At 49.2% G+C, this 24,326-nt stretch carries 26 protein-coding genes and 1 pseudogene; 21 read left to right on the top strand and 6 right to left on the bottom strand.

What is annotated here, in order from left to right; genetic code table 11:
• Window positions 1-74: 74 nt before the first annotated feature.
• A complete protein-coding gene (pyk, locus tag TY10_RS26255) occupies window positions 75-1,499 on the top strand; it encodes a pyruvate kinase (protein WP_042170540.1) in 1,425 nt (474 codons plus the stop codon).
• A gap of 126 nt (window positions 1,500-1,625) precedes the next feature.
• Window positions 1,626-2,339 carry a M50 family metallopeptidase gene (locus TY10_RS26250; RefSeq protein WP_042170537.1) on the top strand — a complete coding sequence of 238 codons (714 nt, stop codon included), beginning with the start codon at window positions 1,626-1,628 and terminating at the stop codon, window positions 2,337-2,339.
• A 70-nt stretch (window positions 2,340-2,409) separates the two neighbouring features.
• Here TY10_RS26250 and TY10_RS30665 read toward each other — a convergent pair whose 3' ends face one another.
• The gene (locus TY10_RS30665; protein ID WP_155986058.1) at window positions 2,410-2,574 is read right to left on the bottom strand and encodes a mechanosensitive ion channel protein MscL; all 165 of its coding nucleotides are present in this window, start codon (window positions 2,572-2,574) and stop codon (window positions 2,410-2,412) included.
• A 571-nt stretch (window positions 2,575-3,145) separates the two neighbouring features.
• Between TY10_RS30665 and TY10_RS26245 the strand changes: the two genes are divergently transcribed.
• Complete coding sequence (locus tag TY10_RS26245; protein WP_042170534.1) at window positions 3,146-3,619, top strand: NEAT domain-containing protein; 474 nt, start codon at window positions 3,146-3,148, stop codon at window positions 3,617-3,619.
• Between the two features lie 81 nt (window positions 3,620-3,700).
• A complete protein-coding gene (locus TY10_RS29240; protein ID WP_162160691.1) occupies window positions 3,701-6,607 on the top strand; it encodes an S-layer homology domain-containing protein in 2,907 nt (968 codons plus the stop codon).
• Between the two features lie 61 nt (window positions 6,608-6,668).
• On the opposite strand, the gene TY10_RS26235 is transcribed toward TY10_RS29240, so the two are convergent.
• The gene (locus TY10_RS26235) at window positions 6,669-7,685 is read right to left on the bottom strand and encodes a M23 family metallopeptidase (protein ID WP_238328041.1); all 1,017 of its coding nucleotides are present in this window, start codon (window positions 7,683-7,685) and stop codon (window positions 6,669-6,671) included.
• A 212-nt stretch (window positions 7,686-7,897) separates the two neighbouring features.
• Between TY10_RS26235 and TY10_RS26230 the strand changes: the two genes are divergently transcribed.
• On the top strand, window positions 7,898-8,656 hold the full coding sequence (locus tag TY10_RS26230) for a response regulator transcription factor (RefSeq protein WP_042170532.1): 759 nt from the start codon (window positions 7,898-7,900) through the stop codon (window positions 8,654-8,656).
• On the top strand, window positions 8,653-10,407 hold the full coding sequence (locus TY10_RS26225; RefSeq protein WP_042170530.1) for a sensor histidine kinase: 1,755 nt from the start codon (window positions 8,653-8,655) through the stop codon (window positions 10,405-10,407). The genes TY10_RS26230 and TY10_RS26225 overlap by 4 nt, the downstream gene beginning before the upstream one ends.
• A gap of 56 nt (window positions 10,408-10,463) precedes the next feature.
• Here the strand turns inward: TY10_RS26225 and TY10_RS26220 are convergent, their stop codons facing one another.
• The 3 genes from TY10_RS26220 to TY10_RS26210 form a co-directional block, all read right to left on the bottom strand.
• Window positions 10,464-11,126: a PspA/IM30 family protein gene (locus TY10_RS26220; protein ID WP_042170526.1), complete on the bottom strand. Its 663-nt coding sequence runs from the start codon at window positions 11,124-11,126 to the stop codon at window positions 10,464-10,466.
• A 35-nt stretch (window positions 11,127-11,161) separates the two neighbouring features.
• On the bottom strand, window positions 11,162-11,383 hold the full coding sequence (locus tag TY10_RS26215; RefSeq protein WP_042170523.1) for a PspC domain-containing protein: 222 nt from the start codon (window positions 11,381-11,383) through the stop codon (window positions 11,162-11,164).
• 269 nt (window positions 11,384-11,652) lie between these two features.
• Entirely contained in the window at window positions 11,653-12,468 is an 816-nt protein-coding gene (locus tag TY10_RS26210; RefSeq protein ID WP_042170521.1) for an alpha/beta fold hydrolase, read from the bottom strand.
• Between the two features lie 142 nt (window positions 12,469-12,610).
• On the opposite strand from TY10_RS26210, the gene TY10_RS26205 reads away from it, so the two are divergent.
• A complete protein-coding gene (locus tag TY10_RS26205; protein ID WP_042170519.1) occupies window positions 12,611-13,429 on the top strand; it encodes a PPK2 family polyphosphate kinase in 819 nt (272 codons plus the stop codon).
• 236 nt (window positions 13,430-13,665) lie between these two features.
• On the opposite strand, the gene TY10_RS26200 is transcribed toward TY10_RS26205, so the two are convergent.
• Window positions 13,666-13,953, bottom strand: coding sequence for a hypothetical protein (locus TY10_RS26200; protein WP_042170515.1), 288 nt, complete (start codon window positions 13,951-13,953; stop codon window positions 13,666-13,668).
• Between the two features lie 365 nt (window positions 13,954-14,318).
• Between TY10_RS26200 and TY10_RS26195 the strand changes: the two genes are divergently transcribed.
• From TY10_RS26195 to TY10_RS26145, 14 genes and pseudogenes are all read left to right on the top strand, one after another.
• Window positions 14,319-15,536, top strand: coding sequence for a LolA family protein (locus TY10_RS26195; protein WP_042170512.1), 1,218 nt, complete (start codon window positions 14,319-14,321; stop codon window positions 15,534-15,536).
• Between the two features lie 153 nt (window positions 15,537-15,689).
• Window positions 15,690-16,868, top strand: a complete 1,179-nt coding sequence (gene alr, locus TY10_RS26190; protein WP_042170509.1) for an alanine racemase — start codon at window positions 15,690-15,692, stop codon at window positions 16,866-16,868.
• Window positions 16,869-17,087: 219 nt separating this feature from the next.
• Entirely contained in the window at window positions 17,088-17,369 is a 282-nt protein-coding gene (locus TY10_RS26185) for a CopG family ribbon-helix-helix protein (RefSeq protein WP_042170506.1), read from the top strand.
• Between the two features lie 3 nt (window positions 17,370-17,372).
• A pseudogene (locus tag TY10_RS26180) lies at window positions 17,373-17,722 on the top strand (type II toxin-antitoxin system PemK/MazF family toxin).
• A gap of 275 nt (window positions 17,723-17,997) precedes the next feature.
• Window positions 17,998-18,723, top strand: a complete 726-nt coding sequence (locus TY10_RS26175; protein WP_042170504.1) for a CpaB family protein — start codon at window positions 17,998-18,000, stop codon at window positions 18,721-18,723.
• Entirely contained in the window at window positions 18,720-19,574 is an 855-nt protein-coding gene (locus TY10_RS26170; protein WP_042170501.1) for a CpaE/TadZ family protein, read from the top strand. The genes TY10_RS26175 and TY10_RS26170 overlap by 4 nt, the downstream gene beginning before the upstream one ends.
• Complete coding sequence (locus TY10_RS31900) at window positions 19,571-20,236, top strand: hypothetical protein (RefSeq protein ID WP_238328039.1); 666 nt, start codon at window positions 19,571-19,573, stop codon at window positions 20,234-20,236. The genes TY10_RS26170 and TY10_RS31900 overlap by 4 nt, the downstream gene beginning before the upstream one ends.
• Window positions 20,237-20,246: 10 nt before the next feature.
• Window positions 20,247-20,957 carry an ATPase, T2SS/T4P/T4SS family gene (locus TY10_RS31895; protein ID WP_238328033.1) on the top strand — a complete coding sequence of 237 codons (711 nt, stop codon included), beginning with the start codon at window positions 20,247-20,249 and terminating at the stop codon, window positions 20,955-20,957.
• Window positions 20,950-21,885: a type II secretion system F family protein gene (locus TY10_RS26160; RefSeq protein WP_042170499.1), complete on the top strand. Its 936-nt coding sequence runs from the start codon at window positions 20,950-20,952 to the stop codon at window positions 21,883-21,885. Before TY10_RS31895 ends, TY10_RS26160 begins: the two co-directional genes overlap by 8 nt.
• Before the next feature lie 42 nt (window positions 21,886-21,927).
• On the top strand, window positions 21,928-22,812 hold the full coding sequence (locus tag TY10_RS26155; RefSeq protein ID WP_238328032.1) for a hypothetical protein: 885 nt from the start codon (window positions 21,928-21,930) through the stop codon (window positions 22,810-22,812).
• 26 nt (window positions 22,813-22,838) lie between these two features.
• Window positions 22,839-22,994, top strand: a complete 156-nt coding sequence (locus TY10_RS31135) for a hypothetical protein (RefSeq protein WP_202903240.1) — start codon at window positions 22,839-22,841, stop codon at window positions 22,992-22,994.
• A 24-nt stretch (window positions 22,995-23,018) separates the two neighbouring features.
• Window positions 23,019-23,165, top strand: coding sequence for a hypothetical protein (locus TY10_RS30660; protein ID WP_155986056.1), 147 nt, complete (start codon window positions 23,019-23,021; stop codon window positions 23,163-23,165).
• Window positions 23,162-23,587 (top strand): hypothetical protein, encoded by a 426-nt coding sequence (locus tag TY10_RS26150; RefSeq protein WP_042170496.1) that lies wholly within the window; start codon window positions 23,162-23,164, stop codon window positions 23,585-23,587. Before TY10_RS30660 ends, TY10_RS26150 begins: the two co-directional genes overlap by 4 nt.
• A 17-nt stretch (window positions 23,588-23,604) precedes the next feature.
• On the top strand, window positions 23,605-24,093 hold the full coding sequence (locus TY10_RS26145) for a hypothetical protein (RefSeq protein WP_042170494.1): 489 nt from the start codon (window positions 23,605-23,607) through the stop codon (window positions 24,091-24,093).
• Window positions 24,094-24,326 lie beyond the last annotated feature (233 nt).

Below are 24,326 nucleotides of genomic sequence, written 5' to 3'. Positions count from 1 at the left end.
TATTTCGTAGTCCGTTGGGAAGATTAGCGCTACAATATTCAACGACAATGTTCTTTTCGGGAGGAATCGACAAAATGCGCAAAACTAAAATCGTATGTACGATGGGACCGGCCTGCGACTCGACAGATGTGCTGAAGGAAATGATCCAAGCAGGAATGAACGTAGCGCGGCTTAATATGGCTCATGGCGAGCTGGAAGACCATGCGGGAAGAATTGAACGTATACGCGAAGCGGCACAGGCAACAAATGCAATCGTGCCGATTTTGCTTGATATTAAAGGCCCAGAGGTTCGAATCGGCAAGCTGGAGGAAGCTTCTTACGAGCTGAAGACAGGATCAACGCTGACGTTGACGACTGAGGATATCGTTGGTAACGGTGATCGAATTCACGTGAACTACAGCGAGCTTCCACTGGTTATCAAATCAGGGGATAAAATCTTGCTGGACGACGGTCTGATCGAACTTGAAGTACAGTCCGCTCAAGGGACGGAAATCCTTTGTACGATTTTGAACGGCGGCGTCATCAAGCCTAGAAAAGGTGTCAATCTGCCAGGTATCCGCACGACGCTGCCAGGCGTAACGGATCGTGACATTCGCCATATTCATTTCGGTATCGAGCAGGGTATCGATATTATCGCGCCTTCCTTCGTTCGGCGTGCTGAAGATATATTGCAAATTCGCGAGCTGCTTCAGGCAAACGGAGCCAGCCACATTCAGATCATTTCGAAGATCGAGAATGAAGAAGGCGTAGACAACCTGGATGCAATTATTGAAGCGTCTGACGGCATCATGGTTGCACGGGGCGACCTCGGCGTTGAAATTCCGGTAGAAGAAGTGCCGATGATCCAGCGCGAGATGATTAATAAGTGTAATCTGGCGGGCAAACCCGTTATCGTAGCGACACATATGCTGGATTCGATGCAAGTGAACCCGCGTCCTTCCCGAGCGGAAGTGAGCGACGTAGCAAACGCTGTGCTGCAAGGAACGGATTGCATCATGCTCTCCGGTGAGACAGCTGCCGGCAAGTATCCGGTGCAGTCGATCAGCACGATGGCATCCATTGCGGTACGCGCGGAATCGATGCTTGATTATGCGGACGGCTTCCGTCAGCGCAGCTCGGAGCAGCCGACAACGACTACTGAGGTCATTAGCCAAGCGGTGGTAAGCTCCTCACTGGAACTGGACGCGAAAGCGATTTTGACGCCTACGGAAAGCGGATTTACGGCGCGTATGGTTTCTAAGTACCGTCCTAAGTCGCCGATCGTAGCTATCACAACAGATGACAATGTGCTGCAGCGGCTTGCGCTGCTCTGGGGCGTTATTCCTGTCAAAGGCGAGGAAAGACCAGAATCGACGGACGGCATTTTCCAGACGGCACTCAGCAACGGCGGCAAAACCGGCTTGCTGGAAAAAGGCGATTATGTTGTCATTACAGCGGGAACGCCTACTGGCCGTGCAGGCGCTACGAATTTGATCAAAATCGAGCAATACGGCGTTTAATAAAAATGAACTGCGGCATACTTCCACAAGGAGGAGCCGCAGTTTTTTCTTTCTAATACGGGACCGGATGAAACCTCCTATGCCATAATGAAGTAGAAGTGGGTATGAAGGTTTGGAGGGATTAGGATGCGAGCTTGGCTGCAGACAGCTGTGGTTGTTTTGGTTACGGTAATCTTAACGAGGTTTATTCCGTTTTCGGCTTTTTTCCGTAATGTAGATACACTGGTTCATGAATTGGGGCATGCATTGGCGGCTTTGCTGCTGAAGGGGCAGGTCAATCATATTTACTTATACGCGAATCAGAGCGGGGTCACTTATACGAGCTATGCAGAATCGTGGATGTCGATTCCGATCTCGCTTGCCGGCTATACGGGGGCTGCGTTATTTGCACTGCTGCTGTTCTGGCTGTATGCAAGGAAGAATGAAAGAGCCGGTCTTTATCTCGTTACGGCGCTGGCGGCGATTGGTCTTGCTCTGTTCGTACGCAATGGCTACGGCATGTTGTGGTGTGCAGGATTTGCCATTGTGACTGGAGTAATCGGAGCGATGGCCCCGCAATGGCTGCGTCATGGCTACTATTTGCTGATTGCATTCATTTGTTTAGTGGAGTCAATTTTGAGTCCGTTCGTTATTTTAAGTCTCTCGATTACATCGCCAGGAGCTGCAGGTGATGCCGCGAATCTAAGCCGGGCAACGATATTGCCAGGCTTTATATGGGCGCTGCTGTTTGTTGCTTTCGCTCTGTTGTGCGCGAGATTTTCCGTATCTCTGCTATTTAAGCGAGGATTCCGCGACCGAGTGGCGGGCGGCGGAGAAACAAACGGAAGCTTCCGTTTGTAAACTGGCAGTATTGAATATGCTCATATGGGCAAAAAAAAGATGGCCTCTGTTTTGGGGTCATCTTTTTGCGTTAGTTGTATTCGACTCGGCGGCTCAAGTAAATGCTTCCGCTATATTTTTCTTGTACTCGAACGGCTTCTTCTTGCACGTAAGGATAAATTTCCTTTAAGCGCTGGTTTACCGGCTTTATCGTTTCCTTTACTTCTCCATCCACTACAACATCGAATACGATCATGCTGATTTCGCCTCCTGTTCTCTCTTGATGTCTTTACTATAAGGGGGCAATATTAGCGGCGTATTTAATAAACGTTAGAGCAATGTTAACTTTCTCTGTTGCGAGAATGATAGCGGCTGTTTTTTTATCAAGTAAAGTACATATCAACGAGAGCTTTTTCAGTTCTCATTCCGTACGCAATAATAATTTCAAAAAAATGTATTGACATTTTTTAGTCAGCTCTATTACAATGATGTCGTTGATAGCAAATTATGGGTAAAATTGTTTGCTGCCAATTAGGGACACTGGACTTGGAGGAGCTTTTTTTTACGACTACATTGATAATGATATTCATTTTCACAATTAACATTTGAAATGATAAGGTGTTGCCGGCATCATAAATTGCTGCCCGCAGAACCCTTTTTTTTGAATGATTATTGATAATAATTATCATTATCGACAGGATATCGTTCGCCTCTTTCGGTTCACAGCGTCTACAAGGAAAGGAGTGTGAGGGTCGTTCATTTGTTGTTGTCTCGTTGTAAGCAGTAGAATATCCATCCAAAAAAACGATTAAGGGAGAGTGTTTGAATTGGTAATCAAATTCCGTAAAAATCTCGTTATGTTCATGCTTCTTATTGTTGTAGCTGTTGCTGCTGTCACGCCTGCTTATGCGGCAACCTTCCCTGATGACGGAACTTACAACATTGAGTATGCGGCTTATTCGGCTACCAGCAGCGCTCCATCGATGTTATCCGGCTATATTGCGGCACCTGCCGTTGTTGTGGCCGACGGCAATTCCTTTACCGTTACGGTAGAGTTCACTAGCGACAGTTACATCCAGACCTTCCGTGTTAATAATGGCGCGGGCTATGTAGATGCAACGAGCGTAACACCTGCTACGGCAGGCAACTATGCCTTCCAGTTCACAACTGACGATCTTGACAGTTACGTTAATATTCAAATTTACGTAGAAATTCCGTCTTCGGTATATCCTCCGAATGGCTATCAATACACACGCGACGCACGCCTCCTGTTTAACACGGCTGGTGCAGTTGAAGCGTAAAGCTGATCTTGAGAAAAGGCTTGCCCTTGCAGGCAGGCCTTTTCTTCTCTGCATAAATTCATGAAAAAGGATGTGGATGTGTTGAAGTTGAAGGGAAACTTGGCTGCGGTAATGGCCTTCTTATTCATTTTACAGACGGTATTTACCGCTCCGTTAGGTGCAACGGCTGCTGCTGCTCCGCTAACTGACGGCGAATATCCTGTCGGGTTTTATTATTATGAAGATGGAAAGCAAACGGCCTCCAAGCTTCAAGATTATTCGGTAGCCGGAAGCGGAAAGCTGATCGTGCAGAACGGGACAGCCACATTTCAGCATGAAATCATAGCGAAGCAGGATATTCCATTTGTCGGCATTCTGAAGGACGGAGCTTCCCGTGCCGTTATTAGCGGCGGTAAGCTCGTAAGCGGAGCAGAGAACTACATATCGGCTTACGGAAATGATCCGAATGCCACCACTGCAAGCTATGTCGTTAATGATTTGTCTAAAACGTATGATATTCTCATTCACGTCTATATTTCAACGCCGCAAATCCAATATGACAACTGGTATCCAGTCCAGTTGAAGCTGGACGCAAGCGAAATTATTCCGGGAACGGAAGGTGATCCGGTATCGCTGGAGGAGCTGAATACGCTTATTGCGGAAGCGCAAAGCCTTCACGATACGATAACGGAAGGAACAGGAGACGGCTATTATCCGGCTGGAACGAAGAATGGGCTACATATCGCAATTCAAAAAGCAGCAGCAGTTGCAGCTGAGGAAGATGCTGCCGAGCTGGAGTTTGGTCAAGCTTTCTTGGAACTTAGCAAACATGTGGAGCAGGTCAAGGCATCAAAAATTGCAGTAGATAAAGCGGCGCTTCGTAATGTCATTACGGAGGCACAATCTGTCTATGCGGCTTCCAAACCGTTCGGGGCAGCAGCAGTTGCTGATCCGGTTACCTATACAGGTGCAACGGATGCGCTTCGAAAATATATAGTCAGCGAGGGAGAAATTCCCGATACGCCAATCAGCACGAGCTACAGAAACAAGCTGCAGACGCTCCTAACAGCCGCTATTCAGGATCGGGACAATGTACAAGTCTCACAGCAGCAAGTGAACGGAAGAGTATTGGACCTGCAAAACTATTTGGTTGAAATTGCAGATAATATCGCCACGCAAAGAACAGGACGATTTGTTGTGTTGGACAGCCGCTCGCTTAACGCGGCGGAGTCCGAATTTGCTTCTTATTTTGTCCCGGAAACAGTCGAAGTGATCTCGGGAGCGAAAATATACGAGCGGATTACGATCAAAAATTATAGCGAGTTTAAGTCTAAATTCGTATCGCTGGACTGGTACAGCGCAACTTATAATCCAGCCTTTAGCGATGGAACCAGTATCGGGTCCAAACAGACAGTCAGGGAAATTACAAACCGTCCGGATAAGGATGAATACACGGGTCAGCTTATTCTGAATTCGACAAATCTGAATGCAACGAACGGGTTGCTTCCTATCGTATACAAGACGGCTGATCAGCCTGCGATTGAAAAGACGCTGTATTTGAACTTCAATGTAGAGCTATCTCATCAGTTGAAGCAAGCAGTAGATACTGCTCAAGCGCGGCATGACGGAGCCGAAACAGGGACAGGGCCGGGACAATACGGCGCAGGGGCAAAAGATAGCTTCCAAGCAGTCATTACGGAAGTGAAGCTGACGGCAGATCACCCTGCGGCAGCAAGAGCAGATATTCATGCAGCTTCAGCTAGATTGGAGCTTGCTAGCCAGCAATTTGAAGCCGCCAGAGTTCCAGATCAAGTTCTTGCAGATGGCAATTATTATGTGGATTTTAAAGTGCTGAAGGCTGGAAGTTCGGAAGCATCCGTCATGCAGACGTTTGTTCTTACGCCAGGCATGCTTCACGTTGTCGGTAACAACAAAACGTTTTATTTCACGATTAAACAGGATTCCGTCATAACAGGCTTCAAACTTAACGGTGAAAATGTGCCCGTTCTGTTCCGGGACTCGGCAACGAATACACGCGTCGTTTATTTTACTGTCCCGAATTTGACTACGGTCATTGACGGCTGGGTGAAAATCGAGTCGCCGGAAAATCACTACAGCGGTGAAGATCAAATTCGGCTTCAGTTCGATCCGGCTTCGGCGACTGCGACGCAGGATGCTTTGCCTGCGCCGAGCCCGAGCCCGACACCGACACCGAGCCCGACACCAAGTCCGAGTCCAGGTACTAGTCCGACACCAAGCCCAAGTCCAATACCGAGTACTAGCCCAGAACCAAGCCCGGGCACTAGTACGGCACCGACGCCTACACCGAGCCCGAGTATTAGTCCGACACTAAGTCCGGGAACTAACCCGGGAACTGGACCGACACCAAGCTCTAGTCCTACACCGAGCGCAAAACCTGGTCCTAGCCCATCCCCAGGTACCGGAAACGGCGAAGCGCCGGCTAAGTCATTTTCCGATACGAAAGGGCACTGGGCGGAGGCTGCAATTGTCCGTGCAGAAGCACTTGGCATTGTGAAGGGCTACAGTGATGGAAGCTTCCATCCTGAGAATCCGGTTACGCGCGGTGAATTCGCGGTGATGCTAAGCAGAGCGTTGAAGCTGGACACAGAAGCGGAGGAAGCAAGCTCTTTCCGGGACAGCGGCCAAATTCCTGACTGGGCCAGTTCGCATGCTTCAGCTATCCAGAAGCAGCAATTGATTCAAGGTTATGCGGATGGCAGCTTCCGTCCTTCCGGCTCTATTAGCCGTGCAGAGCTGGCCGTCATTATTGCGCGGGCTGCGAAGCTTGATACGTCAGCGGAATCATCATCGGCTTTTGCCGATAACAGCAGCATTCCGAAGTGGGCGGTTAAAGAGGTAGCAGCTGCCGTTAAAGCAGGACTGCTGGAAGGAAAGGCAGACAATGCTTTCGATCCGCAAGCAAGCGCGACACGAGCGGAAGTCATTACATTAATAGTGAAGCTGCTTGACTGGCAAGCGGTAAAATAGAAGCTCCAACACAACAACAAGGCTGGCGCCATTAGAATGCGCCAGCCTTAGTTCTATTACTCTACTCACCGCCGGAAATCGTATGTCCTTGCGAGTCCTCAATGTTGTTTTTCCATTTTACACGAATAGCATGGGAGCCATCGAATAAGTCAGGGCCATTGGATACTTGGAAGTGAAGATGTGCCTCGCTGGAATTGCCGGAATTCCCGGTTTTACCGAGGAGATCGCCCGTTTTGACCTTATCTCCTTCTTTTACAATAATGGTGCCTTTCTTCATATGTGCAATAAAGCTGTATTCGCCGCCATGATCGATAACAACGACATTGCCCTCAGGCGCTTTTTCATTCGCGACACCTACAGGCTCATTGTCCGGAATATCGTTGATAACCTTTACAACTACACCGTCTGCAGGGGCAAAAGCATCCTGATTAAAGGCGTAATAGCTTTCATTCTTAAGCGGATCGCCGTTATACGATTTCTCATCCTTCACTTTAATGATGTCATAGGCATAACGCTGGCCAGGATATTCGTAGTGGTAGTTCACCAAGGCGTTGATTCCGCCCCAATAGACGTACCAGTCTCCTTTGAACGGCGGCTCGTATGCTACTTTCGTCAATTGAGCATCGGTCTCCGGGTAGACATCCAGCGGCCGGACCTGCAGGCTGTTGATTTCATTGCTCGCATCGATGAGTGCAATCAGACCCTTTTTACCGTCGGGAGCCGTCCAAGAACGCAATTCCATTCCGTTCAGCTTCAAGATAGAGGACTGCTTTAGGGAGTCTACGCCTTTGCTAAAGTCTCCGACCAGGGCACTGAAATCAGCGAGACTGATTTCATCTTTGAATGCTTGGGCAGCATGATTATAGATTGTCTCATATTCTCCGCGCAGCAGGAGGTCTGGTAAATTCTCGAATTTAAATTCGCTCTTCTCTCCTTCATTGGTCACTGCCTCTTTTACGGTCGGCGATGGTTCCGGTGCCTCCTTACTGCCTCCGCATCCAGCCAGCAAGCCGGCGAATGCACCTGCAACCAATATTAATGCCACTCTTCTCATCTTAACATTTGATTTTTTCTTCAACCTTAACGCCTCCGATTTATCGATTTTCTATTCTCAGTTAGAATAACAGGGCAACCTTATAGGAACTGAACGCTTTAGTGAACACAAGCTTAATTCATTTCCTTTTTACAGTAAGCAGAATTAAGACTGTGTTAAGAGAGAACTATGGGTTCGGCTGCAAGGATCATGGTAAACTAATGAAATAAACTGCATGAAGGAAGCTGGTGTACACAATGAACGATCATTCCATTCTGCTTGTCGATGATGAGCATTCTATAGTTGAATTACTGCAAACTGTGCTGGAGAAAGAAGGGTTTACCGACATTGACAAGGCGGCATCTGCCGAGGAGGCGCTCGCTGCTTGCAGAACCAAAGAGTATGATCTAATCGTTCTGGATGTTATGATGCCTGGCAGAAGCGGGATTGAGGCCGCACCCTTTTTGCGGGAAATGACTGACGCGCCTATTCTGTTCTTAACAGCAAGGACATCTGATTTTGATAAATTGACGGGCTTTGCGGTAGGCGGCGACGATTATATTACGAAGCCATTTAACCCGATGGAGGTTGTAGCCCGCATTCGCTCGCAGCTTCGCCGGTACACGCATGCCAAACGGCTTGCGGCTGGTCAGTCTGGAGAGAGCACACGTCTGCATACCCAAACGCAAACGATCTATGATTATGGTAGGTTTCAAGTAAATGCGGAAGCGGGAGAGCTAATTGTTGAGGGTGAGACCATATCATGTCCGGCGCTCGTATTTCAATTGCTGTTGTTTTTATGCGAAAACCCGAATCGGATATTTAGCAAAAGCGAGCTGTATGAGCAAGTATGGGGCGTTGATGCCTTTAACGATGATAATACGGTTATGGTTCATATTCACCGCATCCGCGAGCGGATCGAAGCCGATCCCTCCAATCCTCAATTTATCGTCAACGTGAGAGGCCTGGGGTATAAATTGATTCAACCGAAAGAAAAAGGCATGGAGAAGCGATGAACATTAAGCGGCGATTAGCTTTGCGGTTCGTTTTCCAATTATCGATTGCAGGTATCGTCTCGTTACTGATCGTAGTACTGACCGGCGTTTGGGTCATTCGTCAATATGCCGAAATTAAAATTTCCCGCGATTTTGCCTCGGTTGGGCTGCAGCGGCTCGTCGAGTCCTCCAAGCTGACTCAGGATGGCTTCGAGTTTGAACCCGGCTTGCTGGAGCGGGTGAAGAAAAATAACGGCTGGCTGCAAAGCCTGGATGAGAACGGCCAAGTGGAGCGTTCGTACAACACGCCGAATGATGTACCCAAACATTATACTTCCGGACAATTAATGGAGTATTGGCTGAACAAGGATGCTTTTCCTTATGAGGTTTATTTATGGGTTCAACAGAAGGATGGCAAGCTGTTTACACTGATTTACGGAACTCGTAATGAGCTTAACCCGTTGTTTGAACAAGTGAAAGCGAATGCTGCGCTCTCAGGTAAGGAACTAAATATTCCAGAGAAAGCAGCTAACCGGTTGCGTGCGTTAGGCGGATTTGTTCAATTGCTGGATCCGAATGGCAAGGAGCTGGCTTCGTTCAATAAACCAAAGGGGGTTGGGGATCACTATAAAATTGACGATATGGTCCTTCGTACTTTGTACTTCTATCGTTTCGACGATCGTATTCTCACCTCGTATGAGGAGGACACCGGCAGAACCTGGATAGTAGGAGTGCCCAATATTTCCAGCGGAAGCGTGGACCGGGGGTGGTTGCCGCCCGAGGGAAAAGTACTGCTTACCGCAATGACAATCATGTTCGTTGCTTTAATTATCGTCTTTATCTTGCTGTCTTTATGGAATGCGCATCGTTTCGGGGGGCCGATGCTTCATACACTGGCTTGGCTGAATTCATTAGGCAAAGGAGATTTCAATGAACCGCTTGACCGCAGAGGCATTGCCGGCAGCCGCAAGCGATCCGGGGAATGGCGGTCGCGATACCGGGTATTTGCAGAGGTGCTTTACTCCATTGATCATCTGGCTGCGACATTACTAAGAGATCAGAAGCTTCGGGAGCAAAATAAACATTTGCGCGAAGAATGGATTTCAGGCATCACTCATGATCTGAAAACACCGCTTTCCTCTATTAAAGGGTATACGCATATGCTTGCCGAGGACAGTTATGAATGGAGTCCGGAGGAGGTCCGCAAATTTTCCCGCATCATGTTGGAGAAAGCGGCTCATATGGACACGCTCATTAACGACTTAGCCATGTCTTACCGGATCAGCGCCGGTATGCAGCAGGAAGAAGGGGGCCGAGTCGAACTGAATGAATGGCTAGGCGCTGCATTAGAACGTGCCGGAGCAAATCCATTATTTAATAAGGAGAGAATCCGGTTCGTTCCGGCAAGCAAACCTTTATATGCGATGCTGCACAAACCTTGGATGGAGCGAATTGTAGCGAATATTGCAGCAAACGTATGGCTGTATAATCCTCCGGAGACGATATTGACGGTAAAGGTTGAAGAGGTGGAGGACAGAGGGCAGGTGGCGATATCATTCAGCGATAACGGCAACGGCATGGACGGGGATACGGCCAACCGGCTGTTCGAGCGATATTATCGGGGAACGGACAGCGCAAGCTCAACCGACGGCTCAGGATTGGGCATGGCCATTTCGAAAGGGCTTGTAGAAGCGATGAGCGGTGAAATTATGGTACGAACCTTTCCGGGCACCGGTACGACAATCCGAGTGACCTTCCCGACAATAAAATAATAAATGAAGAGAGCCCTTCTTGCTGTTGCAAGAAGGGCTCTCCTTTGTTCTTTTAATTATTTGTTCAACAAACGCTGAAGCTCTTCTTCGACAAGCGCATTGCGTTTTTCTTGCTGCGGATTAGGAATGCTGGATGCTGAGCTGCTGTAGCTGCCATGTGGCGTTTTCGAGAGCTCGCGCGCTGCCTCCCACTCCATTACCTTTTGCTCGATGCGGTCAAAGCCTCTTGCGGCCGAGCTGCCTTGGAACGATTGCGGTGCAGGTGCCCCGGATACAGCTCCGGCTTGTTGGACACGGGCGATTAGCTCTGTGCGTTTTCCTTGCAGACGAGTACGCTCTTCTTTCAAAGAGTCCAGGCGCAATTCAATTTCAGTAACGGCCTGCTGGGCAAATTCAAGCAGGCGGGAAGATTCCTCGGCATGCTCTTTATAGAGAAGCTTGGCTTCCAAAGCGGTTCTAGCTTCTGCCTCGCGGTCAGCAGATGCGGCTTGTACCGCTTTGTCTTCATAGTAAGCAGCTTGACCATTTTGCTCGTCCAGCTTCGTTTGCAGCATCCGTACTTGAGCTTGCTGGGAAACCAGCGAACGCTCGGCTTTGGCGATGTCCTCGTCCAGATCTCTCAAGTAATGATTCAGCATCATCACCGGATTTTCAATTTTGTCCAACATCTCATTTGCCGCTGCTTTCGTAATCGAAAAAACTCTCTCCAAAATTCCCATCTTCATCTCTCCCTTAGTTTTTATTAATCATGTAGTTAAAAGTGGTATTGGTTAGTGTAATTGAAATCGCTGTAAGGCGCTTTAGGCACGAAGATCGATGCGACGATGTAGATCAACACGACCGCCCCGAAGCTGAATAGTGCTGCTATTGCTACCAACAATCGAATTACAGTAGGATCAACACCCAACCACTCCCCGATGCCTCCGCAAAGACCTGTTAGCTTGCGGTCAGTCTGTGAACGAAATATTTTTTTCATTTCCCATCATCCTTTCGACTTGCTCTTCGATGTCTTTATTGTAGTATGGAATGCGCTGCCTCGTAACAGTCCCCAGTCGGTTTCTGGAACTGGTCTTAAGGCGGGGAAAGACTGGGACGGGCGGCGGGGATGGGGCGGATTCAGCCGATTTGAAGCGGAGTAAAGCGGGGAATCTGTAAGGATTCCGGTATTGTTAGGATGAGGATGGTCTCGGGAATGCAAGTGAAAGAGGAGCCTTAACCTGCCGGCCCCTCCTCCGCTTGCTTGATTTACTTAAGGAAGCGCAGCAGCTCTTCATTAAATTTGTCCGGCTCATCGAACAGCATGCCATGTCCGCTCTGTTCGAACTGGACAAGAGTGGAGCCGTCGATGCCGGCGAGCAGCAGTGCAGCAAACTCCGGCGGGCAGATGGTATCCCGCATCCCCTGGAAGATGGTTGTTGCTGTCTTGATCTGTGGTACATCATCACGTAAATCTTCATCTCGGAGTGACTCGAAGGTGCGTACGGTACCCCAAGCGGAAGCTTCTAGACCAAGCTGTTGAAGCCAGTCTTTGAAAGGACCGCTTATTGTCTTCTCTCCGCTGCTACTTAGAAATTGCGAGCCAAAGTCGCGAAGCAGCTGAGGTCGGTCTTGCTGGATTGCGGCAATTTGATCCTCGGCCTCCTCACGCTTCATTCCGTACGGGTATTGCTCCCGCTGCGTGAAGGCCGGGGCGGCTGCTCCCAGCAAGGCAAGCTTACGGATACGATGGTCAGCATGGCGGGCCATGTAACGGACGGCTATAGCGCCGCCAACAGAGAAGCCGACTAAGCAGACTTGATCCAGCTCCAAGCTGTCGATAACAGCCTTAATATCATCTGCCAAGCGGTTATAGCCATAATCATCTGCCGGAGCATCCGACTTGCCGAAGCCCCGTTGGTCGATACCGATGCAGCGATAGCCCTGCCCTGTAAGCAGTGTAAATTGATTTTCGAACATCCGGCTGTTGAGAGGCCAGCCGTGCAGGAAGAGGACGGGTGTCCCCCTTCCGATATCTTCCACATATAATGAAACGTTTTTTTCAACCTCTACATAAGTTCCCATCTTATTCTCTCCTTTCGCTTCCTATTTGTACCATTACCCGTAATGATGGTCATTGAAAAGCCTGTTTAATGGGAATGATGAAGGGATAAGAATAAGAAAATAGAATAAATAGGATATAGATTAGAAGGAAGGCTGTGAGTACATGAGCAAGGAGTTTCGAATTTCAGTAAAGAAGAAAGTAAATCTCTCGAATTACGATCCTAAGGATACGGGACGCTTTTCAAATAAAGACGAAGCAGCTGAGGAGATTGAACAGCTTGAGCAGGAGCTGCAGGACTTGCAGGAGAAGCTGATCGCAGGTAAAGAGCATGCTGTTCTGTTTGTGTTTCAAGGCATGGATTGCAGCGGCAAGGATGGCGTCATTAAGAAGGTTTTCGCTGGATTGAACCCGCAAGGCATTTCGGCGCATAGCTTCAAAGCTCCGACGGAGGAAGAATCCCGTCATGATTTCTTATGGCGGACGCATAACGTTGTACCGGCACTGGGACAAATCTCTGTTTTTAACCGTTCTTATTATGAGGATGTGCTCATTACGAGGGTGCATGGCAAGGTGGATGACGAGGAGGCTAAGCGGCGCTTCAAGCATATTAACCATTTTGAGTCGCTGCTTGCGGATAATGGCGTTAAGGTCGTGAAGCTGTTCTTGCATATATCGAAGCAATTCCAGCTGGAGAAGCTGATTAGCCGGATCGAGGATCCGACTAAAAATTGGAAATTCGACCCTTCCGATTTGCAGGAACGCAAATCATGGAAGCAGTACAGCAGCTATTACGAGGAGCTGTTCGAGAAATGCAGCAAAGCTTCGCCTTGGCATTTGATCCCTTCGGATAACCGGTGGTACCGAAATTATGCGGTGCTGAAAATTGCGGTTGAAGCATTGCGCAGCCTGGATCTGAAAGAGCCGCCTGCCAATCCGGAGCTGCAGCAACTGCTGGCTGAAATCAAGGAAGCAGAAAAATAATAATGGCTGCATGCAAGTCCCCCGGTTATTGCCACATGCCGAGGGGCTTTTTTCCGCTTCTGCAAGACTGGCATGGCTGAACAAATATAGCGAGTAAGGTTGGCGGGAATAACGGCGAAGGCTTGCCGCAGGTTATACAGCAGAAGCTGCATCGCAGAGCAATAAATGGTCAAAGAAAAAAGCTGCCGAGAAATTCTCGACAGCCTGACCGCCCCTCAGCGGGTATGTAGCGGGTATTACATATTGCCAAATGCAGCGAACATGCTGCCCAGGAACAATACTGCAATAAGAATGTAAATGACGAGAACAATTGCAGCCCACATCAGAGCCGCTTTGTAGTAATTTTTCTTAGTAGGATTGCCTTCCCCGAAAGCCCAGACGAACATCATGATAATGCCAACGATCGGAATGATCGAAATGAGCATCATGAGCATCCATTCTCCGACCGTAATAACCGGCGATACTTGCTGGTTGTTGTACCCCGCATTATACGGATTTGCTTGCGGTTCGTTATTGAGTTCCAAAAATAATCTCTCCCTTTGATAATAATTGACGTCGTCACATAACGTTCACATCTTATTATAGCGGCTTAAATTCACTTTACAATCCCTTTTTTGCTAAAATCCCCCTCTTTTTTTCAGGACTAATTGTTTTTTAGGGTCGTTTTACACCGAAATAGGATGATTAGAGTCAAAAGTTTAGTGATTTTGTCAACAAAAACAAAGACCCTTTGTATTATATTCCCTGAATCGCTGAACATTCTCGGCTTCTTGAATACATAACGCAAAATTTAAATAAAGCCAAGCTATTGCCAGTCCGCATAATTGTCCAAGTTCCCTCATAGACATGTTACCAGTTGGAAAAACATTGTGAAGAGGGGTTGATTGGAATGCGTCGCATTACATGGGCCGCGGCAATTTTGTTAGTTTTCTCACTCGTATTGAGCGCTTGCGGGACGAAGGACGCCGAGTCCGTGGTCAAGGAGCTCGATAAAACGGTGAGCAGCATGGAGAGCTATCGGGGGAGCGGAACGATGACCCTCAATACCGGTACACAGCCTCTCCAGTATGCGGTTGAGGTTTCTTATCAGAAACCTAATTTTTACCGGATTAAATTGACCAACACTGAGAAAGACATTACGCAAATTGTGCTCCGCAATGACGACGGCGTATTTGTACTCACTCCCCGTCTGAACAAAGTATTCCGTTTCCAAAGCGATTGGCCGCAAAACCAAGGTCAGGTGTATTTGTATCAGACGCTGGTACAAAGCATTCTACTCGATAATTCCCGTCAATTCGCAGTCGAAGACAACTCTTATGTATTTGATGTCATGGCCAATTACAATAATGGCTCGCTTGCCCGTCAAAAAATCTGGCTGAACAAGTCGGATTTCAAACCGGTTCATGTAGAAGTCAGCGATACGAATGCTTCTGTGATGGTCGACGTGAAATTCGATACTTTTGAATTTGGTCCGAAATTCGAAAGCAGCGCTTTTGAGACGGAAGCGAATATGAAATCTGCTCCATCTAATGGCGGCACAGGCGATCAAGCTACAACTGTGGAACCTGATGACAATGGAGAAAACAGTGAGCAAGTGAATACACCTAGTGATAACAGCAGCAATGCAGGAACGAAAGCGGGCGGTGAAGCTAGTAACGGCTCGGAAAAAGACCCTGCAGCAGGGAAAGCAGACAATGCTAATACAACCGGCGGGAAAACGGAAGAGGAAACGGATGAGACGATCGCTCAGCCGAATGAAGCGGGAGCTATCCTGCAAGTGATGCTGCCAACCTATATGCCGCAAGGCGTCTCGGAAAAAGACAGCGTGGACATCGTATTCGGCGGCAACGCTGGTCTTATGACCCGTTACACGGGAACTTACGATTACTCTATCATTCAAACGCAGCCGAAGGATCAGGCAGCATCCTATAGTGGAGGCGAGATGTTTGATCTGGGCTTCACGATCGGACAAATCAGCAACGGTGAAGAGCAGCGTACACTTACGTGGTTGTATGAAGGCAATCAATTCCGTCTTACAAGCTCGACGCTGTCCGACAAGGAATTGACTAAAATCGCGCAATCCGTTCAGGCAGACACGTCGAAATAACCGGCAGCGAGTTTCCAAGAGGTGCTAACTGTTTCAGGCGGCCAATTCATTGACAGTCCAAGCGGCAACGTATAACATTGTTTTTATGATGTTTATCGTCCGGACTGGATGTTGGATATAGGGATTGGCCGTCAGAGAGGTTAGGTGAACGACTTGGATTCGTATTATCGCCCGACGAGGGTAGAAATTTCGCTCGATGCACTTAGCCGCAACCTTCAAGCGTTCCGAAATACGATGCCTGAAGGCCGGCGGCTGCTCGTTGCTGTGAAGGCGAATGCTTACGGTCATGGAGCGGTTGCAGTTGCCCGCGAAGCCGAACGTTTTGGCGTCGACTATCTGGGCGTTGCTTTTTTAGATGAAGCGCTCCAGCTTAGACAAGCCGGCATAACGGCACCGATACTCGTGCTGGGTTACGTTCCCGCAAATGCGCTGGAAGTTGCCAGGAGTTATGACGTTACAGTGGCTTTATTTCGTGAGGATGTTCTGGAAGCGGCCGCGGCGCTGCCGCTGCATGAAGACGGCAATCGACTGAAAGTGCATATCAAGATGGATACTGGCATGGGCCGTTTAGGCCTGCTCGGCGTTCAAGCCGTTGCTGATTTTATCGAACGGGCGCTGAAAGTTCCGCAGCTTGAGGTTGAAGGGCTGTTCACTCACTTTGCCCGAGCGGATGAGCTGGATAAAAGTCATACGAAGCAGCAGCATGAGCGATTTAGCGAAATTGTGGATTATGTAAAGCAAAAGCAGCTGCCGATTAAGATTATACATTCTGCGAACAGCGCAGCCGGAATCGATATGCCGGAATGGCCTAGCGATATGGTAAGGCTGGGCATCAGCATGTATGGTCTTTATCCTTCAGATGAAGTGAAACGGGACGCTATTGCGCTTGAGCCGGTCATGTCGCTCAAAAGCGAGGTCGTCATGGTAAAGGAAGCGCCTCCAGGCTGGGGAATCAGTTATGGTTCCCGATATGTCACTTCAAGGCAGGAGCAGATTGGAACGCTTCCGATCGGTTATGCCGACGGTTTTAGCCGGATGTTAGGCGGCAAAGCTAAGGTGCTGGTTAGAGGCGTAAAGGTGCCTGTGCTTGGAACCATCTGCATGGATCAATGTATGATTGCTTTGGACGAAGTATCTGGCGAAAAAGCGGTTCAGCCGGGTGAAGAGGTCGTGCTCATTGGGCGCCAAGGCGAGGCATGCATTACTGCCGAGGAAATCGCGGCGCAGCTCGGTACCATTAATTACGAAGTGACATGCATGATGGCTGCCCGTGTCCCACGTATTTATATGAAGGATGGCAAGGCGGTTGCAGTCGAAAACCCATTAATTTAGGTGGAAAATTTTCCAAAACGCAAAAATTGCCAGAGTAAAAAGGAATTTCGTCAATTATCGCGAATTAAGTAAGGCAACTGATGTACAGGGAGCTATACGCGAAATCATACAGCATATTTGATATACGCAACACATAGATATGTTGGAGTATAGCGACGGCTTATTAAAGCAATAATGAATATGAATGGTTGTTGGAAAAGTTTTGGGGGTGCTTGCTCGGTGGCCAATGTGCAGAACACCAAGAGGATCATGATTAGTTTGCCGGATCAGCTATTGGAGGAAGTAGACGGAATCGTCGCGAAGGAGAACTCCAATCGCAGCGAATTTATTCGGCAGGCCATGAAGTTGTATCTTGTCGAACGTAAAAAACGGCAAATCCGCGAATCCATGCAGCGCGGTTATCTCGAGATGGCGAAAATCAACTTGAATATGGCCTCAGAAGCTTTTCAAGCGGAGGAAGAAGCCGACCATATGCTGGGGCGTCTCGTAAGCGGGGTGTAGAGCTTGATCGTTAAACGCGGTGATGTTTTTTTGCGGACTTGTCCCCCGTCGTCGGATCGGAGCAGGGGGGCGTAAGGCCAGTGCTTATTATTCAAAACGACATTGGCAACCGTTTCAGCCCGACTGTAATCGTGGCTGCTATTACAGCGCAAATTCAGAAGGCTAAGCTTCCGACTCATGTGGAGATGGATGCCGCTGCCCACGGATTTGACCGTGATTCTGTCGTACTGCTGGAGCAGATTCGAACCATCGATAAGCAGCGGTTAACCGATAAGATAACCCATCTGGACGACGAGACGATGCGCAAGGTCGACGATGCCTTGCTGATCAGCGTTGGTTTAATCGATTTTTAATGGATTTTGATTAGTGACAAGAAAGCTTCTTCTGGTCCGGCATGATGCCGTCTGCCGGGAGAAGCTTTTATTATTAACGTACCGGTTGTTAGAATTGTTGCGCAATTCAAATTATGTATAGACAACATTGCTATTAGTTGTTATTATTACATTAATTGGTTGTTGAATTTCTATATAGTCAAGCAATGCTTTGCGAAGAACGCAAGTAGATTAGCCTTAAGGGGCTACTGCTGCGTTCTTTTTTTATGCATTGCGGGCTTGAGGGGAGAGAAAAGATGAGCAGAAAGCGTAGTGCGGGTATTAGCGTGGCGGCCGCGCTCTTGTCGGTATCGGTCGTTTATGGTTTGTTCCATATGCAGCGGCTGCAGTTGGAGAAGCAGGAGACGATTGCGGTAGTCGTGCCGAAGCGGTTCATAGAAGCAGGCAAGCGTCTCGAAATGGAGGATCTGATTTACCGGCGTATGCCGCGGGATACGCTAGACAAGGATATGCTCCTTGATGCAAGTGCGGTAGCCGGGATGGAGACCGTCGTTCCGCTTGGGACGAATGAGCCGATTCTTGCATGGAAGATCAACCGGTACCGCTTGCTTCCGGCGGGCTCAGAATCGACGTTTCAAATCCCCCGGGAATACGTCCGTTCGATCTCTAACGGTATCCGGGCCGGTGATAAAGTAACACTTTATGTGTCTGGGGAAGGCGAGCCGTCCCGGCGGCTGTTCGAGGAGCTGATCACGGTCGCATCCGTGAAATCATCTGGCAATACGGAGATCGACAATATGCAAAACTCGAATCTGTTGTCGCTCGCTGACGATGATAAGGCTCGTATGTACGCTTCGAGGCGGGATGCGAACGGGATGATTGACTATATTAATTTGAATCTTACAGAGGCGCAGTGGCTGCTAATTGACGGCTACTGCAAAGAAGGTGCGGGCAAGCTGGTTATCGCGTTTAGCCCTGAGTCGCTTAACGTGCCTGAGGAGCGAACGGGTGAGGGGTCATGAACGAAGCGGGAGCCGCTTCGCCGGTTATCGCATTAGTGGGAACTACCCCTAATATCGGTACGACTACGGCGGCATTTGCACTGGCTTACCGGATTGCCGAAGCGAGCGATAAGCAGATCGTTTACTTATGCCTTCATCTGAAAAGCGCTAAAATCCACCGTTACCTCGGTGTGGACGCGCCTTCCGTTACGCTTGACAAGCTTCGTCCGGAGCTTAAATCCGGTTCCTTAACGGCAGACAAGCTGCAGCGGGCTGTACATCGGGTTCCGGAACGGCCTTGCCTGCACGTTTTGTTCGGCAATTTGCACCGGGATCAGGCTGAATATTTTACGCCGGAAGAGGTCGAGCATTTGATCGACATCGCAGCAAGAGCTTTTTCCCTCGTCGTCGTTGACGTAGGTGCTTATTGGGATAATGCAGCTACGATTTGTGCCTTGCGCAGAGCCGACTCCCGGATTGTTGTGACGACGGGTGCCTTATCCCATTTTCAAGAGGACGGGAAGCGCTGGATTCATCAATTATCTCCATTGTTCGGAATTCAATCCGAGCAGTTTGCAACAATCGTTATTCAATCCCCGTGGGGCACAGGAGGTTATCGTATGAAGGAAATATGCAAAGAGATGGGGACAGCGAAGCTTGGAAAGCTTCAGTTGTCCAGCAATCTGTTCACGCAATTGGATAACGGAACTTATGGTCAATGGCTGAAGGAAGATCCGCAAGGAAGGACTGCAATGAAGCGGCCGGCCGATAGTATGATGATCAAGCATGGTCTCCGCCGCGACTTTCCCGCTGTTCATACGCAGCCCTGGTATCGGAAGCTGCTGTCGCACCGGAACGGGGTCGGATCATGACAGCAGGCTCTGAGACGGGGACAGGCACTGGACGATTTTCTCCTACAGGTTATGCTTCAACCGTCCGCCGGCTTGCCCCGGTAGGAGAAGGTGAAGGATCAGGACGCAGACAGGAGCGCAGTGACGATTTCAGCAGGCTGGCGGAGGAGATGAAAGCGTATCTGGCTTCGCCGCGCGGCTTGTCGGAGGAGGAACGGCGGCAATATAACGAAACGTTGAACCGGGCTGTACTAGGATTCGCTGACGAAAGAGAGCAAATTCTCGCTATCATTGAAGACCAGCTCATTCGGCTGCGCATCCATCAATTGGAAGGGTATGCGCATAGCTATCAGACTTTGGCTGAAGCGGTTTTTGCCGAGGTCATCGGTCTGAATGTGCTGGAGCTCGTACTTCGTCAGAAGGATGACCTCGAGGAGATCCAAGTGGTCGGTACCGTTATTTATGAAGTTCGTAGCGGACATGCTGTACGTTCCAAACATTGCTTCGACCATGAACGCGAAGTGGAGCGGATTCAGCAAAACCTTGTTCTCTATAATAATGACCGGATTGGTCCGCGCAAAAGATGGGCCGAAGTTGTTCTCCGGGACGGCTCCCGCGTCACGATGACAGGCTTTGGCTTCACGTCGAGGCCAACGCTGACGATTCGAATTTTTTATCGTTAGGAGCTTTAGTTTGGCAGCGCTGGCTGCTCCGCCCTATTCGACGCTGAATGCGCGAATGTTGGAAATGCTTCAAGCCGTCCTCCAATCCCGGTTCAATCTCGTTATCATCGGGCCAACCAATTCCGGTAAAACGCATCTAATCAAGGCGCTCATCGCCGAACTTCCTGATGAGGAGAGAATTGTTACTATCGAGGGCCGCTATGAGATGATGCTGGGGCGGGATTTTCCGAATAAAAATACGGTGGAATATGAAGCGGAGGAAGAGGATTCACTGCACCGGGCGGAACAGGCATTCAAGCTTGCATTACGTCAATCTCCCGACCGCATCATTCATGCGGAGATACGGGATATGGATGCCAATATTTATGTTCGGGCCTGTACGAGGGGGCATTCCGGCAGCATGACTACCGTTCATGCCAATACGCTGGAGGATGTGCCGGAGGCGATCTGTGACATGTGCATGCTAGATGGTCGGGGGATGAATCCGGAGCGGCTGACGAAGCGGATTGCAGAGTATGTGACGCAAATCGGCATCGAGATGCGAAATGTCAACGGCAGACGCATTATCGCCCGCATTGGAGAAATCGATTGGGCTGCAGAAGGAGTTATCGTTCGGGATTGGGCTCGTTACGATGATCATACGGGGGAGTGGTTATTTCCAGTGGGACCGTCTGCCAAAGCTACAGTAAGGCTTGACCGGGGAGGGGCGGCTATTGAGTAAACTGTCGATTGCGGCGGCTGCCCTATTGCTGGTTCTGCTTCTGTTCATAGCCATCCGGTTCGCGCTTACGTTATGGAGCGTTGAGCAAGCAAGGCGGGATAAGCTTGTCTTCCGTCAAAGGGGACGTCTGAGCTTCCGGTTAACCGAAAGGTTGAAACGGTACGATAGGCTGTACAGCCATTTGGCGGAGCTGCTCGAAACGCTGCAGCTGAAGCTGTCGCCGACAGGACTGGCTGGCTTTTCGGTTCTATTGCTTCTGGCTGGCATTGCAACAGGCGGTATATATTTTCAAAGCATAAAAGGAACGCTGCTCATTGGACTCGTTGCCGGCTTTCTGCCCTATACGACGCTAAGAGCGATGCTCGTTCAGCGGCAGTTGCAGCTGCAGCTTGATTTTTTGCCATCTATTGAACTGTTCTATCAATGTTATTTGGTGACGGGCGGCAGGCAGGTGCGTATTGCTCTCCAGCGTACTGTAGAGGAACGCCGCCTGCTTGGCCCTATTCAGCCTGTATTTGAGCAACTGTACCGCAATTTGTCTGTACGAGGGGATGATGAAGCGAGCCTGAGAATTTTCGCTGCTTCGCTGGGCCATATCTGGGGCCATTATTTCGTTAATATTATTCGGGCCGCGCTCTCGGAAGGGACGCCGATTGCGGACAGCTTGAAGGAGCTTATTGCCGATATGCGCAAGGCTAGACGATCGAATGAACAGGAGCGCAACCGGCTGCTTGAAATCCGCATTGTCAATTTTACTCCGCTGCTGTTTCTTGCCTTGTTTATCGGCATTAATGTGCATTACAACAAACAAAGTGCATATCGGTATTACGTTCTTGATCCTGGCGGAAGGGACATGCTTCTCAATGCGGTCGTACTTATCTTTTGTTCATTTTTAATGGGATTATGGCTTTCGAGACGGAAGCTTTAGCCAGAGTAGCCTATCAACTAATAAAGGAGGTTTATTACGGCTATGCAGATGCAAATGACCCAGTGGCTTACAGGCTTTAGCCTGTTCGCTGGCCAGACACTATTCGGGTTTATTGCTGTGCTTGCTCTGTTCCGGCTGCTTCCGCGAAGAAGGCCGCGCTGGACGCATATAGTTAAGCTGGACTGGCAGCATCAACAGCTGCCGGACAGATGGCTGCAAAGGCTTCAGCTGGCGCGGGATCAGTCTTCCTTCACCGAGCGGGAGACGCTGCTGGCTGGCTGCGGATTAACGGCTGATGCAGCCTGGTACATTGCTGGAAGGCGCATACTGCTGGTTGTGCTCCCGTTGGTTATGTTAGGGGTGCTTGGGCTGCAGCTGAAGCAGGGCCGAGCCGAGCTATTATCGATCGGTCTTGTTGTGATGATTGCAGCGCTCTATGCAGATTTGCCTTGGCTTCGTTCGATCCGGAAGCTTAGGGCCTATCGCATCACGAAAGAAATTTACATTATGAGCAACCAGCTGCTTTACTTGGCAGAGTCTTCGCTTCATATTCATACGAAACTGACGCGCTGCGTTCCGTATACCCGCGTTCTGCGGGGAGAAATGGACAGGCTGCTGACGGAATGGTATCACGATGCCGAGCAGGCGCTCCGGCGGTTTAAGCACAGGATCGGAACCGATGACGGCATGAGCTTTGCCGAGACCATCGACTCTTTAAGACTACACGAGAGTCCTGAATATTATGAGCTGCTGCGCGAGCGGATTCAGGATTATAAGGAGAAATTGGAGCTTGCGAAGGAAAGTCGTAAGGAGACGGCTTCGTACGGGTTGTTTATTATCGCAGGCATTCCGATTCTGTATACGTTTCAAGTGTTTATCTACCCCTGGATCAGAGAGGGGCAGAAGCTGTTCGAGTCTCTGGGTTAATTTGTTATGGAAAGGGGTGAAACGAAATGCGCAATATTTTAATGACCGTTATGCTGCTGGTTGTCGTGATTTTGCTGTTCAATAACATTATTACGAAGGATACGACAGGAACCAGCAGTCAAATCACGTCGCAGGGTGAAGCCGCAAATACGAAAATCAGCCAAATGCTGACTAGCAGATAGGCTGTCCCGGAGGATGATGAAAGGATGAGAAGCATCCTTATGACACTGCTGCTCCTTATCGTTGTCCTTGTCATCTATACGAACGTTATGGAGGGGGAGCGCGGAATGAACAAAAGCTTGAGTGATTCCGGAGACGCAATCGGAGGTTACATCCGGCAACTAAGTCCATGAAGAGCATACTCGTATTTGTCTTATTCGCCGCTACGATGTGCTGGATGATGTTCTCGCCGATCTATCGTCATGTTCTTGTGGTCAGACAGGCTGTGTTGCAGCAGGAGACTGATTATTTGCTGGAGGTTGGAGCAAGCGGAACCTACGGTTACATTGACACGGATATGATTGACCAGTCCCGGAGCCGGCTCGCAGGCTTCGGATTGCGGCCGGAGGCGGTGGAGTACGAAGTAAGCTCTGACAATGGGCTTGGAGCAACGAATCCGGCAGCACCGCTTCCGCGTGGAAGCGGGCTTCGTCTAACGATGAGCTATCCGTATGAAAATTTATTTCAAATCGATCGCTTAATCGGTCTGGCTCCTGTAGATGAGAATGCGAGAATGAGAGCTTTCGGCATTAAAATGAGCGAATATGTACCTTAGAAAGGGGCAAATGTTGTTTGTATAAGCTGCTGCTGTTGACGCTGATGGTAACGGTATGGATGACGCTTCATTTGCAGCAAACGGATGAGGAAGCGGCGATGAAGCTTTTGTACCAAGGGAAGAGGGCTGTCAACCGCGCTGCGCATGCTGCGGCCTTACAGCTTGACCGGCAGGCTTTGTCCGAAGGAATCATTCGAATCGACGAAGCTGCGGCTAGAGCCGCAGCTTCATCTTATTTAGCGGCGAATCTGCAGCTAAGTGCGCATGATTGGAAGCCGCTGCCGAACTCTCCGCTGCGAGATCCGATTAAAATTCTCGTATTTCAAATTATTGATGAAGGCGTGAGCTTTCCGTACGTTTATCGTAACGATGACTATGATTACGAAGCTACGCTGCGCAGTCCCGGGGTCATTCTTATTATTCGGATGGAGCATCCTCGGATTTTCACGGCCACTCCGCCGATCGGCTGGGAGATTAAAGGCGTTGCGGAGCAGGTGGTTGGATAGTTCATTTCTAATTCCTCTCTCAATTAATAAAATTGAGGGAGGATTTTTTGTTTCAATGAGGGCGGCTCGTTATAGTTCTAAACACTGTCGATTAACGAAGCAGGTTCGCTCTCTAGCGAACCTGCTTTCGCTATTCTGCCTTATACCTGTGCATGTACGGCCTGCAGCGAACCAAATTTCGCTATCCGTGAAGTTAGGTTCACCAACTGCGAAAATCGGTTCGCTATTCTGGG

Origin of the sequence: Paenibacillus gorillae (assembly GCF_000513275.1) — a bacterium.
In the GTDB taxonomy this organism is placed as follows: domain Bacteria; phylum Bacillota; class Bacilli; order Paenibacillales; family Paenibacillaceae; genus Pristimantibacillus; species Pristimantibacillus gorillae.
The sequence above is the reverse complement of the archived record's forward strand: the minus strand, read 5'-3'. Positions and strand labels throughout refer to the sequence as shown.